Genomic DNA, 15,278 nt, shown 5'->3' on the forward strand with positions numbered 1-15,278 from the left:
TTTGGCAATGGAGCCAATACCGTGGGCGGTGGACCGACTCGTCGCGCAGCTCGGCCGGTGGTCGGCTGGGCGGGGGCCGTTGTACCTGTTGCTGGCCGAGCGGTTGCGGCTGCTCATCGACTCGGGACAGCTGCCGCCGCGGGCCGCGCTGCCGCCGGACCGGACCCTGGCCGAGCGGCTGGCGGTGGGGCGGACGACCGTGGTCGCCGCCTATGACCGGCTTCGGCAGGAGCGGAAGCTGGAGCGGCACCAGGGGCGGGGGACCTGGGTGGCGCCGGCGGTGCTCACCGGGTGGCGGGGCGCTCAGGTCGCGCCGGCCAATCCGTTGTTCCTGAATTACCTGGAACCCCTCGACGACATCCTGCCGCTGGCCTGTGCGGCGCCGTACGGGCCGCCGCCGGAACTCGCCGCCGCCTACCAGCGGGCCCTGCCTCGGCTGCCGGAGCTGGACAGCGGCGACATCGGCTACCACCCGATGGGCCATCCCGAGTTACGGGCCGCGCTCGCCGAACGGCACACCGGCCGCGGGCTGCCCACCGAACCGGGGCAGATCCTGGTCACCACCGGCGGACAGCAGGCCCTCGCGCTACTGGCCCGGCTCTTCCTCGAACCCGGCGACCAGGTGCTGGTGCAGGCGCCGACCTACCCGGGCGCCCTGGAGTTGTTCCGGGAGGCCGCCGCGCTGGTGCGGACCGCGCCGACCGGGCCGGACGGCCTGGATGTGGCGGCCTGGAGTCGCGCGGTCGCCGCGGACCGGCCCGATCTGGCCTACCTCAACCTCACCCACCACAATCCGACCGGCAGCACCGTGCCCGCCCTGGCCCGTCGGCGCATCGCCGAGGTCGCCGCCGAGCACGCGGTGCCGGTGATCGAGGACGACGTCCTGGCCGGGCTTTCCCTGGACGGCAGCGAGGATCCGCCGAACCTGGCCGCGTTCGCCCCGCCCGGGGTGGTGATCACCGTCGGCTCGCTGAGCAAGGTGGTGTGGGGCGGCATGCGGCTGGGCTGGATCCGGGCCTCGGCCGGCCAGATCGCGCAGCTCGCGCGGATCAAGTCCATCCACGACCTGGGCAGCGCGGTGCTCGAACAGCTCGCCGCGGCCGAACTGCTGCCCGCGCTGCCGGAGATCGCCCGCCGCCGCGGTGACCAGCTGCGGGAGCGGCACGACCACCTGTGCGGGCAACTCGCCGAACGACTGCCGGGCTGGCGGTTCCGGCAGGCGGGCGGCGGGCAGTGCCTGTGGGTGCGGCTGCCCAGTGGGGACGCCTCCGCCTACGCCCAGGTCGCGCTGCGGCACGGCGTGGCGGTGCTGCCGGGGGACTCGCTGTCCATGGACGGCAGCGGCGCCGACCACCTGCGCATCCCGTTCACCGCCCCGCCCGAGGACCTCACCGAGAGCGTGGTCCGGCTCGCCGCCGCCTGGCGGGCCTACCGGCGCACCGGGCACGCCCCGGCCGCGGTGCACGCCATGGTGGTGTGATCTGCCCCTGTTCACCCGCCGTTCCGGCCGTGTTCGGACTTCGGGTTGCCGCCGTTGAGGTTGGTGTTCCTAACATCCGGCCATGAGTGACGGACCCTCGGCGAACCGGCGCGCCTTCCTGCGCACCAGCGGCCTGCTCGGTGTGAGCGCGACCATGCTGGGCGGCGTGGCCCTGCCCGCGCACGCCGCGCCCGAGGAGGCCGGGGCGGCGAGCCACCGGGGCGCGGACACCGACAACCCGCGTTTCACCCTCGCCGTGGTGCCGGACACCCAGTACCTCTTCGACCTCGACCGCGGCGACCGGGAACCCCTGGAAGCCACCTTCGAGTACGTGCTCGACCAGGCCAGGGAACAGAACATCGTGTTCCTGGCCCACCTCGGCGATGTCACCGAGAACGGCCGGCCCGAGGAGATCGCCGAGGCCGACCGCGCCTTCCGGGTGCTCGACCGGCGACGTTTCCCCTACAGCGTGCTGGCAGGCAACCACGACATCAACTCGCGCACCGACGACCAGCGCGGCCGCAGCCCCTACCTGGATGCCTTTGGGCCGCACCGGTTCCGGCACTCGCCGACCTTCCGGGGCGCCGCGCCGGGCGGCTACAACAGCTACCACGTCTTCCGCGCCGCCGGCCGGGACTGGCTGCTGCTGGCCCTGGATTGGCGGGTCTCGGCCGGCGGCTACGCCTGGGTGCGGCAGGTACTGGCCAAACACCCGAAGCTGCCGGTCATCCTCACCACGCACGAACTCGTGCACGCCGACGGCGGCACCGGCGTGGCCGAGCTTTCCGTGGCGGGACAACAGATGTGGGACCAGCTCATCGCCGAGGAAGACCGGATCTTCCTGACCCTCAACGGGCACTTCTGGCCGCCCGGCCGCACCACGTTGCGCAACAAGGCGGGCACCGAGACGCACCTGCACATCGCCAACTACCAGGACCGCTACTACGGCGGCAGCGCCATGCTCCGGCTCTACCACTTCGACCTGGCGCGCAACGTGATCGACGTGGAAACCGTCTCGCCGTGGCTGCTCGGGCGCAAGCCGGAACGGCTGAACGTGCTGGAGCGGCAGGAGATCCAGCGCACCGGGCCCGCCGACCGGTTCACCGTGGAGATCGACTTCACCGAGCGGTTCCGCCGGTTCGCGCCGCCGCCGGTCCGCCCGGCCCGGCCCGCGCGCGAGCTGCTGATCCCCGGCACGGTGGCCTACTGGCGCTTCGACCAGGCCGGGAAATACGCCGACCTGTCCGGCCACGGCAACCACCTCACCAGGGACGCGCTGCCCGGCGCGCCGGCCGACACGCTCACCCACACCGCCGAACACCACCCGGACCAGCCCGGCCACGGCAGCCTGCGCCTGCGCGGCGGCGGCTACCTGCGCACCGCGGCCGACGCGCCGCTGACCCGGCTGACCTTCTCCCGCGGCTACACCATCGAGGCGTTCGTCAAGCTGCCCAAGGACTTCGACGGCCGCCACGCCTGGTGCGGGCTGTTCACCACGGTCGCCACCGGCGCGGACGCCGGCAAGACCGGCGACGACCCGCACGAGCCCCTGGCCACGCTGAACCTCTCCGACGGGGCCGCGTTCCAGTGGGCGGTGTTCCCGCGCAACCAGGAGGGCCTGTCCACCAACTGGGGCCACGAACTGCCGCGCGAGCACTGGTGGCACGTGGCCGTGGTCAACGACGGCCGCCGCAGCGTGCTGCACGTGGACGGCGCGCCACTGCTGCGCAACCCCGACACCCCGGCGATCGGCATCCCGGCCGCGGCCGGCGGCTGGGTGATCGGGGCCTACGCCTATGGGCGGAAGGTGGAGAAGAGCTACTACGGCTGGCTCGGCGATTTGCGGATCGTGGACCGCGCGCTTCAGCCGGGGGAGTTCCTGATCGGGCGCTGACCAGCGCGGGTTCAGCGCATTCAGTGAATGACCGGTGCTTGTCCGGGCCGCCGCGGGCTGTGAGGGTTCCACCCAGACTTGTGTTCGACCCAGCTAAGGAGACAGCGGTGGCCCGACAGGGTTTCAGGTGGCTGCGCAGAACAGGGGCGGTGACCGCGGTGGCGGTGGTCGCGGCCACCGCGCTGGCCGGCACCGGCGCGGCGGCGTCCGATGAGGAGAACCTCCAGCAGTTCGGCCTGGAGTCGGTGCAGTGGGCGCCGTGCCCCGACGCGGTGTTCGTCAACGACCCCCAAGCTGACCGCACCCGGTTCGGCTGCGCCACCTACAAGGTGCCGATCGACTACCGCAAGCCCAGCACCGGCTCGGTGGAGATCGCGCTGCTCCGGCGGCTGGCCGACGATCCGGCCCGCCGGATCGGCTCGATGTTCATCAACCCCGGCGGGCCCGGCGGCTCCGGCTACCTCGGCCCGATCCGGGCCGACCGGCGCTACGGCGCCGAGGTGCTCAAGCGGTTCGACATCGTCGGCTTCGACCCGCGCGGGGTGGCCCGCAGCAGCCCGCTGCGCTGCTTCACCACCGCCGAGGACGCGGAGAAGGTGTTCTCCCGGCAGCCCTCAGTGCCGTTCACCGCGCAGGAGGTCCGGGACGCCGTCCAGGCCGGCAAGGACTACAGCGCGGCCTGCGCGAAGAACGCCGGACCGCTGCTCCGGCACATGTCCACCAAGGACGTGGTCCGGGACCTGGACGTGCTCCGGCAGGCCGTGGGCGATGAGAAGCTGACCTTCGTCGGCTTCTCCTACGGCACCCTGATCGGGTCGACCTACGCCAACATGTTCCCCAAGCGGACCCGGGCGATCGTCATCGACGGCAACGTCGACCCCGAACTGCGCACCGGCGACGGCCTGGAGTCCGACCGGCAGCGCGCCGAGGGCTTCGAGCTGGCCCTGGACGGCTTCCTCAAGCGGTGCACGGCGGCCGGTCCGAAGTGCGCCTTCAGCGAGGGCGACACCCGGAAGAAGTTCGACGCGCTGCGCACCCGGCTGCAGCAGGAGCCGATCACCCTGCCCACCGGGGCCAAGCTGACGCTGAGCGCCTTCACCAGCAACGTCAGCAGCGCCATGTACGGCGCGGCCAACTTCGCGCCGCTGGCCGTGGCCCTGCAGCAGGCATACACCGCGATGACCCCGGCCGACGCGGGCATCATGATCGAATCGGCCCCCGCGGGCCCCTCGGACTTCCTGACCAGGAACAACCCGCAGGCCAAGCGGGACGCCCTGGCCGACACGCCCTACACCGCCGACGACTCCTTCTACGGCGTCAACTGCATCGACAAGCCCTACCTGCGGCTGTCCGCGGCCTACCCGGTGATCGCCAAGATCTGGGAGAAGCAGTTCCCCACCTTCGGCCGCTTCCAGGCCTTCGACGCGGTGCCCTGCGCCAGCTGGCCCGGCGGCTCGGACCGGTACGCCGGACCCTGGCACAAGAAGACGGCGAACCCGATCGTGGTGATCGGGAACTATTACGACCCGGCCACCCCGTACGCGTTCTCGCAGCGGATGGCCAAGCAGCTCGGCTCGGCCCGCCTGGTCAGCGTGGACTCCTTCGGCCACGCCATCCTGGGCCGCTCCAAGTGCGCCGACGACATCACCACCGCCTACCTGTCCGAGCTGAAGGCCCCGGCCGACGGGATCGTCTGCCAGCCCAACGCCCAGCCCTTCGCGTGAGCCGCTGAACCCGGCCTGCCGCACGTCCGCACGACCCCGTCCCGGCCTCCGGGGCGGGGTCGCGCGCGTGCCGGAGCCGCTGTCGATCTGTGTTATCGATTAACCAACAAGAGCGCTCGGTCTGCCAGCGACTTTCGGCCGTTCTCGGAGAACGGACAGTCGAGTGGAGGCAGCACAACGTGCCCGCATCGGAACGGTCACGAGGGGTGAAATCCTTTGCCCGCGCATGACCAGACTGCACGCCTTGAGTGAATGGGCGGGAGGGCACAAGGAGATGCGCAAGTCAGGCACGCTCGGCTTCCGTGCTGCGGCGGCCGTGCTGGTGGCGATGGTCCTCATCGCCGGCTGCGGCACCGCGCCGGAGGAGGAGGCCAGGGACGTTTCGGTGGTCAACCGGGCCGCCAAGACCAAGAAGCTCACCATCGGCATCGCCTATGACCAGCCTGGCCTGTCCGAACGGGTGGCGGAAGGCAAGTTCGAAGGCTTCGACGTGGACGTGGCCGAGTATGTGGCCAGGGAACTCGGCGTGGACGCGGGCAGCATCACCTGGCGGGAGACCAGGGCGGGGGACCGGGAGAAGTCGCTGCGGGACGGCTCGGTGGACCTGGTGGTGACCTCGTTCTCCATCACCGAGGACCGCAAGACCCGGATCGCCTTCGCCGGGCCGTACTTCATCGCCGGGCAGGGCCTGCTGGTCCGGTTGAACACCAACGACATCACCGGTCCGGAGTCGTTGAACGGCAAGAAGCTGTGCACGGTGCCGAACACCACCTCCGCGCAGACCATCAAGGACCGCTTCGCCAAGACCACGCAGCTGGTGGAGTACTTCCGGTACTCCGAGTGCATCAGCGCCCTGCTGCTGGGCAACGTGGACGCGGTGACCACCGACGACGTGATCCTGGCCGGGTACGCCGCGCAGAACCCGGAGCTGCTCAAGGTGGTGGGCAAGCCGTTCAACCCGGAGCGGTACGGGATCGGCATCGCCATCGAGGACCTGCCCGGCAAGGGCAAGGTGAACTCCGCGATCGAGAAGATGATCAGCAGCGGGGAGTGGAAGAAGTCCCTGGACAAGAACATCGGCCCGTCCGGCTATCCGGTTCCGGTGCCGCCCGCGGTGACCGAGCGCTGAGGTCTGTCCACACAGGACGGGGCGGGAAGACCATCGGCCTTCCCGCCCCGCCTCAGTTCTGCTCAGGTGGTCAGCTGCGGACCATCTTGCGCAGCACGTACTGCATGATGCCGCCGTTGCGGTAGTAGTCCGCCTCGCCGGGGGTGTCGATGCGCACGACCGCGTCGAACTCGACCTTCTCGCCATCGGTCTTGGTCGCGGTGACCTGGACCGTGCGCGGGGTGGTGCCGTTGTTCAGTTCGGTCACGCCGGCGAAGTCGTAGGTCTCGGTGCCGTTGAGCCCCAGGGTGGCCGCGGTCTGGCCTGCCGGGAACTGCAGCGGCAGCACGCCCATGCCGATCAGGTTCGAGCGGTGGATGCGCTCGAAGGACTCGGCGATGACCACCCGGACGCCCAGCAGGCTGGTGCCCTTGGCCGCCCAGTCCCGGGAGGAACCGGAGCCGTATTCCTTGCCGGCCAGGACCACCAGCGGGATGCCCGCCTCGGCGTAGGCCGCGCTGGCCTCGTAGATGGTGGTCTGTTCGCCGTCGGCCAGGAAGTTGCGGGTGAAGCCGCCTTGGACGTCGTCCAGGAGCAGGTTGCGCAGCCGGATGTTGGCGAAGGTGCCGCGGATCATGACCTCGTGGTTGCCGCGGCGGGAGCCGTAGCTGTTGAAGTCCTTGCGGGCCACGCCGTGCTCGCTGAGGTACTTGCCCGCGGGCGAGTCCGGCTTGATCGAACCGGCCGGGCTGATGTGGTCGGTGGTGACCGAGTCGCCCAGCAGGGCCAGCACCCGGGCGCCGCTGACGTCGGTGACCGGCTTGGTGGCCATCTCCATGCCCTCGAAGTACGGGGGCTTGCGCACGTAGGTGGAGTCATCGGCCCACTCGAAGGTCTTGCCCGTGGGGGTGGGCAGAGACTTCCAGCGCTCGTCACCGGCGAAGACGTCGGCGTAGTCCTTGACGAACATCTCCGAGTTGATCGAGGTCGCGATGACGTCCTGGATCTCCTGCGGGGTGGGCCAGATGTCGGCCAGGAACACCGGCTTGCCGTCCGGGTCGGTGCCCAGCGGTTCGGTGTTGAGGTCCAGGTCCATGGTGCCCGCGAGGGCGTAGGCCACCACCAGGGGCGGGGAGGCCAGGTAGTTCATCTTGATGTCGGGGCTGATCCGGCCCTCGAAGTTCCGGTTGCCGGAGAGCACCGAGACCACCGACAGGTCGTTGTCGTTGATGGCCTTGGAGATCTCCTCCGGCAGCGGGCCGGAGTTGCCGATGCAGGTGACGCAGCCGTAACCGACCAGGTGGAAGCCGAGCTTCTCCAGGTACGGCAGCAGTTCGGCCTTCTCGTAGTAGTCCATGACGACCTTGGAGCCCGGCGCCAGGGAGGTCTTCACCCACGGCTTGCGGGTCAGGCCGCGCTCCACCGCGTTCTTGGCCAGCAGGGCCGCGCCCAGCATCACCGAGGGGTTGGAGGTGTTGGTGCAGGAGGTGATCGAGGCGATCGCCACGTGCCCGTGGTCCAGGGTGGTCTCGGTGCCGTCGGCCAGGGTCACCGGGACGGTACGGTGCGGGCGGGCGCCGTTGGCGCGCGAGTTGCTCGCCGGGGCGTCGGAGGCCGGGAAGGACTCCTCGCTGGCCTCGTCCACGCCGTCCTCGTCCGCGACGTAGTTGCGGATGTCGGTGTGGAACTGCTCCTTGGCCCCGGACAGCGAGATCCGGTCCTGCGGCCGCTTCGGGCCTGCGATGGAGGGGACCACCGTGGACAGGTCCAGTTCCAGGTGCTCGGAGAAGTCCGGCTCGGCGGCCGGGTCGTGCCAGAGGCCCTGCTCCTTGGCGTAGGCCTCGACCAGCGCGAGCTGCTCGGCGCTGCGGCCGGTCAGGCGCAGGTAGTCCACGGTCTCCTGGTCGATCGGGAAGATCGCGGCGGTGGAGCCGAACTCGGGGCTCATGTTGCCGATGGTGGCGCGGTTGGCCAGCGGCACCGCGGTCACGCCCGAGCCGTAGAACTCGACGAACTTGCCGACCACGCCGTGCTTGCGCAGCATCTCGGTGATGGTCAGCACCAGGTCGGTGGCGGTGGCGCCGGGGGGCAGCTCGCCGTGCAGCTTGAAGCCGACCACGCGCGGGATCAGCATGGACACCGGCTGGCCGAGCATCGCGGCCTCGGCCTCGATGCCGCCCACGCCCCAGCCGAGCACGCCGATGCCGTTGACCATGGTGGTGTGGCTGTCGGTGCCGACCACGGTGTCCGGGTAGGCCTGGCCGTTGCGGATCATCACCACGCGCGCCAGGTGTTCGATGTTGACCTGGTGCACGATGCCGGTGCCCGGCGGGACGACCTTGAACTCGTCGAAGGCGGTCTGGCCCCAGCGCAGGAACTGGTAGCGCTCGCGGTTGCGCTCGTACTCCAGGTCCACGTTGCGCTCGAAGGCGTCCGGGCGGCCGAAGATGTCGGCGATCACCGAGTGGTCGATCACCAGTTCGGCGGGTGCCAGGGGGTTGACCTTCGAGGGGTCGCCACCGAGCTGGGTGACGGCCTCGCGCATGGTGGCCAGGTCAACGACACAGGGCACGCCGGTGAAGTCCTGCATGATCACCCGGGCCGGGGTGAACTGGATTTCGGTGGCGGGATCGGCCTTCGGGTCCCAGCTGCCCAGGGCGCGGACGTGGTCGGCGGTGATGTTCGCGCCGTCCTCGGTGCGCAGCAGGTTTTCCAGCAGGATCTTCAGGCTGTACGGCAGGCGCTGGGCGCCCTCCACGGCGCTGAGTCGGAACACCTCATAGGAGGCGTCGCCGACGGTCAGCGTGCCGCGTGCGCCGAAGCTGTCTTTGCTCACGGGTGCGGTCACGTGCAACTCCATCTCGCGGCGGTGCGTGCAAGTTCGGGGAACGAGGGCGAGTCTTGCGCACCCGGGCCGAGTGCGCCGCCGTGCCCTCCTGGCTCTAACAGTACGCTTGTCCTATATTCAGGTTCAACCGGGGGTGACGCGTGTCGGGTTGGATGGGACGTGGCACCGGACACACCGGGGGAGCGAGAGGACTGGGGATGCTGCGGCTGGAGGGGGTCGGCAAGCGCTACGGGCGTGGCCGGCTGGTGCTGAGCGAGGTCGAGCTGACCTTGCCCGGCGGGCAGACCACAGTGGTGCGTGGCCGCAACGGGTCGGGCAAGTCCACCCTGCTCCGGGTGGTCGCGGGTGTGTGCCAGCCGAGCCTGGGGCGGGTGCGCGGCAGGCCGGCGCAGGTGGGCTACGTGCCCGAACGGTTCCCGGCACACCTGCGGCTTTCCCCGCGGGACTACCTCCGACACCTGGGCGCCCTCCGCGGTCAGGCCCGCGCGGTCACCGAGTCCCGGATCGAGGAACTGCTCACCCGGCTGGCCTTCGCCGGGGAGCCGGACGAGCCGATGAACCGGCTCTCCAAGGGCAACACGCAGAAGATCGCGGTGACCCAGGCCCTGCTCGCGCCAACTGGGCTGCTGGTGCTGGACGAGCCGTGGGCCGGCCTGGACACCACCGCCGCCGGGGTGCTGGGCGAACTGCTCGCCGAGGCCGCGGCGGCGGGGACGAACGTGCTGCTCATCGACCACGAGGAGCATCACGAGCTGATCCGCCGGGACCGCCTGGTGGAGATCGCCGACGGCCGGATCCGGGTGCACGAGACCAGCCACGACGACCTGGTCGAACTGACCCTGCGGGTGCCCGCGCACCGGGCCGACGCGCTGCGCGCCACCGCCCGCGAACTCGGCGGCGGCGAGGTGACCCGGTGACCGTGCTGACCCGCCACCTGGCCCTGCTCCGCTACCTGGCCGCCGACCTGCTGCGCGCCCAGGTCTTCTTCCTGCCCGCGCTGGTGTTCCTGGCCGTGCTGGGCATGCTCAACAGCGGCGACCCCGGTCCGCCGCTGTCGGCCTACCAGGGCACCGCGCTGGTCCTCTACCCGGTGGCGGCCGCGCTGACCATGGTCATCTGCAACGCCGAGGACCCGGTCCAGCGGCAGGTCACCCTGGTCACCGCACGCGGCTGGGGCCGGGTGCTCGCCGCGCTGGTCACCCTGGCGGTACTGGCCCTGCTGACCCTCATCGCCATTGCGCTGCTCGTGCCCCTGGTCGTCAACCCGCGTCCGCAGCCACCCAGCCTGCTGCTCGCCGGCGCCCTCGCCCACCTGGGCAGCGGGCTGCTCGGCGTGGCCCTCGGACTGCTCTGCGCCCGCCCGCTGCTGCACCGCCCGGTGCACGCGGTCAGCACCATCCTGCTCGGCGTGGTCCTGGTCATCTTCCTCGGCCGGATCCCACCCATCGGCAACCTGATGACCCTCCTCGAAGGCGCCGACGGCACGCACGCCCTCGGCCAGCTTGCCCTCAACGTCACCCTGTCCGCGGGGTTGCTCGCCGCCACGGTCGCCCTGGTGCACGCACTCGGCCGAAAACGACTGTGAGACAAGGAGAACCACCATGATCCACCACGTCCAACTGGCAGGCCCACCCGGCTGCGAGGACACCATGCGCGCCTACTACACCGGCGTGCTCGGCTGGACCGAGATCCCCAAACCCCCGCTGCTGGCCGCCCGCGGCGGCTGCTGGTTCGCCGTGCCCGGCGGCGGCGAGCTGCACATCGGCGCCGAGGACGGCTTCCGGCCCTCGGCCAAGGCCCACCCCGCCTTCATCACCGACGTGCACACCCTGGCCGGCGTCCTCACCGCCGCAGGCCACCAGGTGAACTGGGCGGACCCAGCCGAGATCCCCGGCCGAGACCGCTTCCACACCACCGACCCAGTCGGCAACCGCCTCGAATTCCTCGCCACCTGACCCCAGGACCCCCCACGCGGAGTGTTGGCCGTTCTCGTACGCCGAGTTGGCCCAACTGGTACGCCGGTTTGGCCCAACTGGTACGCCGAGTTGGTCCAACTGGGCGGCGGGCGGCGGGCCCTCGGTCCGAAGTGGGCACAACCGCGTCGCACAACGGCCAACGTGGCGTACGACAACGGCCAACGTGGTGTACCAGAACGGCCAACACGCGGTGTGTTGGTTCTTGGGGGACCGTTTGGCGACTGGTGGGGCTCGTCTGCCGCTGGGTCACCCGGCGGGGGGAAGGGGTGAGCTGACAGCGGGAACCTGGGCTCACTACCGTCGGTGGCCATTCGGACGAACCGGAGGAGCCTGAACGATGCGGGTACCGTTGACCGTCGCCGACTTCCTTGACCGGGCGGAGACCGTCTTTCCCAGCAGCACCGCGGTGATCGACGAACCCAGCCAGCCGGCCGCGGTGGTGCCGGCCACGACCTATGGCGAGATGGCCCGGCGGGCGCGGGCCTGGCAGGCCGGGCTGGACCGGCTCGGGGTGGGCGAGGGCGAGCGGGTCGCCGTGGTCAGCCACAACTCGGCCCGGCTGCTCGAACTGTTGCACGCGGTCCCGGCCAGCGGGCGGATCTGCGTGCCGGTGAACTTCCGGCTGCGGCCGGAGGAGATCGACTACATCATCGGCCACAGTGGCGCCTCGGTGCTGCTGGTCGATCCCGAACTCGCGCCCGCGCTGACCGGGACCACCGCCCGGCACAAGTTCGTCCTCGGCGAGCAGACCGAGGCCGAGGTGATGCGCTTCGACACCGAGCCGAGGGCCTGGGCCGCGCCCGATGAGGACGCGACCGCCACCATCAACTACACCTCCGGCACCACCGCCCGCCCCAAGGGCGTGCAGATGACCCATCGCAACATCTGGATCAACGCGATGACCTTCGGCCTGCACGCCAGGGTCTGGGAACGCGATGTCTACCTGCACACGCTGCCGATGTTCCACTGCAACGGCTGGGGCATGCCCTTCGCCGCCACCGGGCTGGGCGTGCCGCAGGTGGTGCTGCGCAAGGTCGACGGCGCCGAGATCCTGCGCCGGGTGCAGCAGCACGGCGTCACGCTGGCCTGTGGCGCGCCCGCGGTGTGGAACCTGGTGCTGGACGCCGCGCAGGACTGGGACGGCGAGATCCCCGGCCGGGACAAGGTGCGCATCGTGTGCGCGGGCGCGCCGCCGCCCACCCGCACCATCGCCCGCATCGAGGAGGAACTCGGCTGGCAGTTCCAGCAGCTCTACGGCCTCACCGAGACCTCGCCCTTCCTCACCTTCAACCGCACCCGCCCCGCCGACACCGATCTCTCCACCGACGAGCGGGCCCGCAAGCTCTCCCGCGCGGGCGCGCCCGGCATCGGCGTGCGGCTCAAGATCTCCGGCACCGGCGAGGTGCTGGCCCGCGCCAACACCGTGCTCGGCGGCTACTGGGAGAACCCGGCGGCCACCGAGGCGGCCCTGGAAGGCGGCTGGTTCCACACCGGCGACGGCGGCACCCTGGACGAGGAGGGCCACCTGACGATCTCCGACCGCAAGAAGGACGTGATCATCACCGGCGGGGAGAACGTCTCCTCCATCGAGGTCGAGGACTGCGTGTTCAGTCACCCGTCCGTGGCTGAAGTAGCCGTCATCGGAGTACCGGATGACAAATGGGGTGAAACGATCAAGGCGCTGGTCGTGGTGAGCGAGGGCGCGCAGGTCAGCGAGGCCGACATCATCGCGCACTGCAAGCAAAAGCTGGCCGGCTACAAGGCGCCGACGACAGTCGAGTTCCGCGAGTCCATTCCGCGCACGGCCACCGGGAAAATCCAGAAGTTCAAGCTTCGCGAGCCCTACTGGGCCGGTTTGGACCGCAAGGTGAACTAGACCCTTTACCGGATCGTTTCCGCAGCTCGGGGCACCTCGTGTGCCCCGAGCTTTTTTGTGCACAGCGTGTGTGCTGAATGCCTCAATCGGGCGACATTGTCCCCAGTAAATGTGACACGTGTGAGGGATGAGGCGCGTGTTCATGTTGAGATCACTGGCGACTGGTGGGGCTGAATGTCACAGTTGCTCAGCGTGTCCGACCGCAGCCGTTCGGTACCCGGCGTGTAGGCCGAGCGGGGGTTGGCGGCTGGGCGCGACCGGCGGAGGGAAGGTTCGGAGGTGGGCGACATGCCGACACGACGGAACCTCGTCTTGGGCTTGGCGATGACCGCGCTGGCGGCCGCGCTACTGGCGGGCACGCCCGGCGTGGCGGTCGCCGTGCCGCCGCCACCGCCCAACCCCAGCGACGCCGACATCCGCGACGGGCGCGCCCAGGTCGACTCCAAGGCGGGCGAGGTCGGCAGGCTGGCCAACGAACTCAGCCGGGCCGAGGCCCGCCTGGACGAGCTGATGGCCGACGTCGAACTCCGCCGCGAGGAGGCGATGAAGGCCCTGGTCGACCTGGAAGCCGCCCAGGAGGTCGCGGACCGGGCCAAGGCCGAGGCCCGCGGCGCCCGCGCCGAGGCCGACGCCGCCGCCAAGGCCATCGACGACCTGCGCGCCAAGGCCGACGTCTTCGTCGCCGCGACCTACCAGAACGGCAACCTGCTCGACACCACCGGCGCGCTGTTCACCGCCAAGAACCCCCAGGAGATCCTGGACCGCACCGAGATGCTGGAGCTGATCAGCGGCTCCCAGGCCAACGTCCTGGAAGTCATGCGCCGGGCGCGCACGGACAAGGCCAACAAGGACTCGCTGGCCCGCAAGGCCCTGGAACTGGCCGAGGCCAAGCAGAACGAGGCCGAGGCGGCCAAGCGGGTCGCGGACAAGGCCCAGGCCGTGGCCGTGCAGGCGGGCAGCACCCAGGAAGCGCGGGCCAACGAGATCGAGGCCACCAGGACCTCGGTGGAGAAGCAGCTCTTCGAGGCGCGCAACCACGTCAGCGGCCTGCAGGGCCAGCGGCAGCGCTACGAGGACTGGCTGGCCGCCAAGCGGCGCGAGGAAGAGGAACGGCAGCGCCGCGAGGCCGAGGAAGCCCGCCGGGCCGCCGCGGCCGCCGCCGCGCAGGGCCGCCCGGCCTCCCGCCCGCAGACCGCGGCCAGGCCCACCGTCGCCCCGGCCCCCGGCCGCGGCGTGCAGATCGCGATCAACCGCGCGCTCGCCCAGCTCGGCGTGGTCTACGCCTGGGGCGGCGGCAACGGCTCCGGCCCCACCCGCGGCATCCGGGACGGTGGCGTGGCCGACTCCTACGGCGACTACCGCAAGGTCGGCTTCGACTGCTCCGGCCTGATGATCTACGCCTACGCCGGGATCGGCATCAACCTGCCGCACTACAGCGGCTACCAGTACAACTACGGCCGCCGGGTGCCGCTGTCCCAGATGGCAGCGGGCGACATGCTGTTCTGGGCCACCGGCGGGCGCATCCACCACGTGGCGATGTACCTGGGCGGCGGCCGGATGGTCGAGGCCCCACACTCCGGCTCCCGGGTACGGATCTCACCGGTGCGCTACGGCGGGCTGATGCCCTACGCGGTGCGCCTGGTCTGACCGGTCAGCGACCCAACCGGGCCGCGAGACCGTCGAGCACGCAGTCCAGGCCGAACGCGAACTCGGTGTCGGGGCCGAGTTCCTCGGCTTCGTGCACGCGGCGGGCGAGCATCGGGTGCTCGCCCGCCGCGAGCACCTCGCTGATGTAGGGGCCCACGCTGCGCTGCCACTGCTCCTCGGTCAGGCCGGTGCGCTGCTCGGCGCGCCGGGCAGCCTGCTGGTTGGCCACCGAGCCCAGCACGTAGGCGTGCACGGCGCCGAGCGCCTGGGCGGCCAGGGTGATGTCGGGGGTGAGCGCGACGGCGGCGCGCAGCGCGGATTCCGACCGCCGCAACGAGTTGGGGCCGAGCGAGGGCCTGCCGGCCAGTTCGCCCGCCAGCCACGGGTGCCGCAGCAGGGTCGCGCGCAGCGAGTGCGCGACCGCGGCCAGGTCGGCGCGCCAGTCCCGCGCGGGCTCGGGGAGCGAGTCCTCGCCCTGTGCCGCGTCGACCATCAGGTCCACCAGTTCGTCGCGGTTGGTGATGTAGCGGTAGAGGGTGGCCGTCCCGGAACCGAGGTCGCCCGCGACCCGGCGCATCGACACCGCGGCCAGGCCCTCCGCGTCGGCCACGGCCAGCGCCGCGGCCACGTACTGGTCCACCCCCGGCGCACGTCGGCGCGGTTCGGGGCGGGGCCTGGTCCACACCGACCAAGGAGCGGGTTCGGTCACGGGTGGTTCCTTTCTC

Annotated in this window: 11 protein-coding genes; 9 read left to right on the forward strand and 2 right to left on the reverse strand. The window is 70.9% G+C overall.

Features of this window, described 5'->3' with window-relative positions; all coding sequences use genetic code 11:
• Positions 1-28 precede the first annotated feature (28 nt).
• From MZC64_RS29940 to MZC64_RS29955, 4 genes are all read left to right on the forward strand, one after another.
• A complete protein-coding gene (locus MZC64_RS29940; protein ID WP_247762585.1) occupies positions 29-1,480 on the forward strand; it encodes a PLP-dependent aminotransferase family protein in 1,452 nt (483 codons plus the stop codon).
• An 82-nt stretch (positions 1,481-1,562) separates the two neighbouring features.
• Complete coding sequence (locus MZC64_RS29945) at positions 1,563-3,374, forward strand: LamG-like jellyroll fold domain-containing protein (protein ID WP_247762587.1); 1,812 nt, start codon at positions 1,563-1,565, stop codon at positions 3,372-3,374.
• Positions 3,375-3,481: 107 nt separating this feature from the next.
• Positions 3,482-5,098, forward strand: coding sequence for an alpha/beta hydrolase (locus tag MZC64_RS29950; RefSeq protein WP_247762589.1), 1,617 nt, complete (start codon positions 3,482-3,484; stop codon positions 5,096-5,098).
• A 244-nt stretch (positions 5,099-5,342) separates the two neighbouring features.
• Positions 5,343-6,227 carry a glutamate ABC transporter substrate-binding protein gene (locus tag MZC64_RS29955; RefSeq protein WP_374205802.1) on the forward strand — a complete coding sequence of 295 codons (885 nt, stop codon included), beginning with the start codon at positions 5,343-5,345 and terminating at the stop codon, positions 6,225-6,227.
• Between the two features lie 70 nt (positions 6,228-6,297).
• Here MZC64_RS29955 and acnA read toward each other — a convergent pair whose 3' ends face one another.
• The gene (acnA, locus tag MZC64_RS29960) at positions 6,298-9,054 is read right to left on the reverse strand and encodes an aconitate hydratase AcnA (RefSeq protein WP_247762597.1); all 2,757 of its coding nucleotides are present in this window, start codon (positions 9,052-9,054) and stop codon (positions 6,298-6,300) included.
• A gap of 197 nt (positions 9,055-9,251) precedes the next feature.
• On the opposite strand from acnA, the gene MZC64_RS29965 reads away from it, so the two are divergent.
• From MZC64_RS29965 to MZC64_RS29985, 5 genes are all read left to right on the forward strand, one after another.
• Complete coding sequence (locus MZC64_RS29965; protein ID WP_247762599.1) at positions 9,252-9,971, forward strand: ATP-binding cassette domain-containing protein; 720 nt, start codon at positions 9,252-9,254, stop codon at positions 9,969-9,971.
• Entirely contained in the window at positions 9,968-10,639 is a 672-nt protein-coding gene (locus MZC64_RS29970; RefSeq protein ID WP_247762601.1) for a hypothetical protein, read from the forward strand. The genes MZC64_RS29965 and MZC64_RS29970 overlap by 4 nt, the downstream gene beginning before the upstream one ends.
• A gap of 16 nt (positions 10,640-10,655) precedes the next feature.
• The gene (locus MZC64_RS29975) at positions 10,656-11,009 is read left to right on the forward strand and encodes a glyoxalase (RefSeq protein WP_247762602.1); all 354 of its coding nucleotides are present in this window, start codon (positions 10,656-10,658) and stop codon (positions 11,007-11,009) included.
• A 358-nt stretch (positions 11,010-11,367) separates the two neighbouring features.
• Positions 11,368-12,906, forward strand: coding sequence for an AMP-binding protein (locus MZC64_RS29980; RefSeq protein ID WP_247762603.1), 1,539 nt, complete (start codon positions 11,368-11,370; stop codon positions 12,904-12,906).
• Positions 12,907-13,194: 288 nt separating this feature from the next.
• Positions 13,195-14,553 (forward strand): NlpC/P60 family protein, encoded by a 1,359-nt coding sequence (locus MZC64_RS29985; RefSeq protein WP_247762605.1) that lies wholly within the window; start codon positions 13,195-13,197, stop codon positions 14,551-14,553.
• Between the two features lie 4 nt (positions 14,554-14,557).
• On the opposite strand, the gene MZC64_RS29990 is transcribed toward MZC64_RS29985, so the two are convergent.
• Positions 14,558-15,262: a TetR/AcrR family transcriptional regulator C-terminal domain-containing protein gene (locus MZC64_RS29990; protein WP_247762607.1), complete on the reverse strand. Its 705-nt coding sequence runs from the start codon at positions 15,260-15,262 to the stop codon at positions 14,558-14,560.
• Positions 15,263-15,278 lie beyond the last annotated feature (16 nt).

Origin of the sequence: Crossiella sp. S99.2 (assembly GCF_023094165.1) — a bacterium.
Classification (GTDB): Bacteria; Actinomycetota; Actinomycetes; order Mycobacteriales; family Pseudonocardiaceae; genus Crossiella.

What these genes read in the sequence shown, in the direction of transcription:
- MZC64_RS29945 (WP_247762587.1), top strand. Translation starts at nt 1,563, where the DNA reads ATGAGTGACGGACCCTCGGCGAACCGGCGCGCCTTCCTGCGCACCAGC.
- MZC64_RS29965 (WP_247762599.1), top strand. Translation starts at nt 9,252, where the DNA reads ATGCTGCGGCTGGAGGGGGTCGGCAAGCGCTACGGGCGTGGCCGGCTG.
- MZC64_RS29975 (WP_247762602.1), top strand. Translation starts at nt 10,656, where the DNA reads ATGATCCACCACGTCCAACTGGCAGGCCCACCCGGCTGCGAGGACACC.
- MZC64_RS29980 (WP_247762603.1), top strand. Translation starts at nt 11,368, where the DNA reads ATGCGGGTACCGTTGACCGTCGCCGACTTCCTTGACCGGGCGGAGACC.
- MZC64_RS29985 (WP_247762605.1), top strand. Translation starts at nt 13,195, where the DNA reads ATGCCGACACGACGGAACCTCGTCTTGGGCTTGGCGATGACCGCGCTG.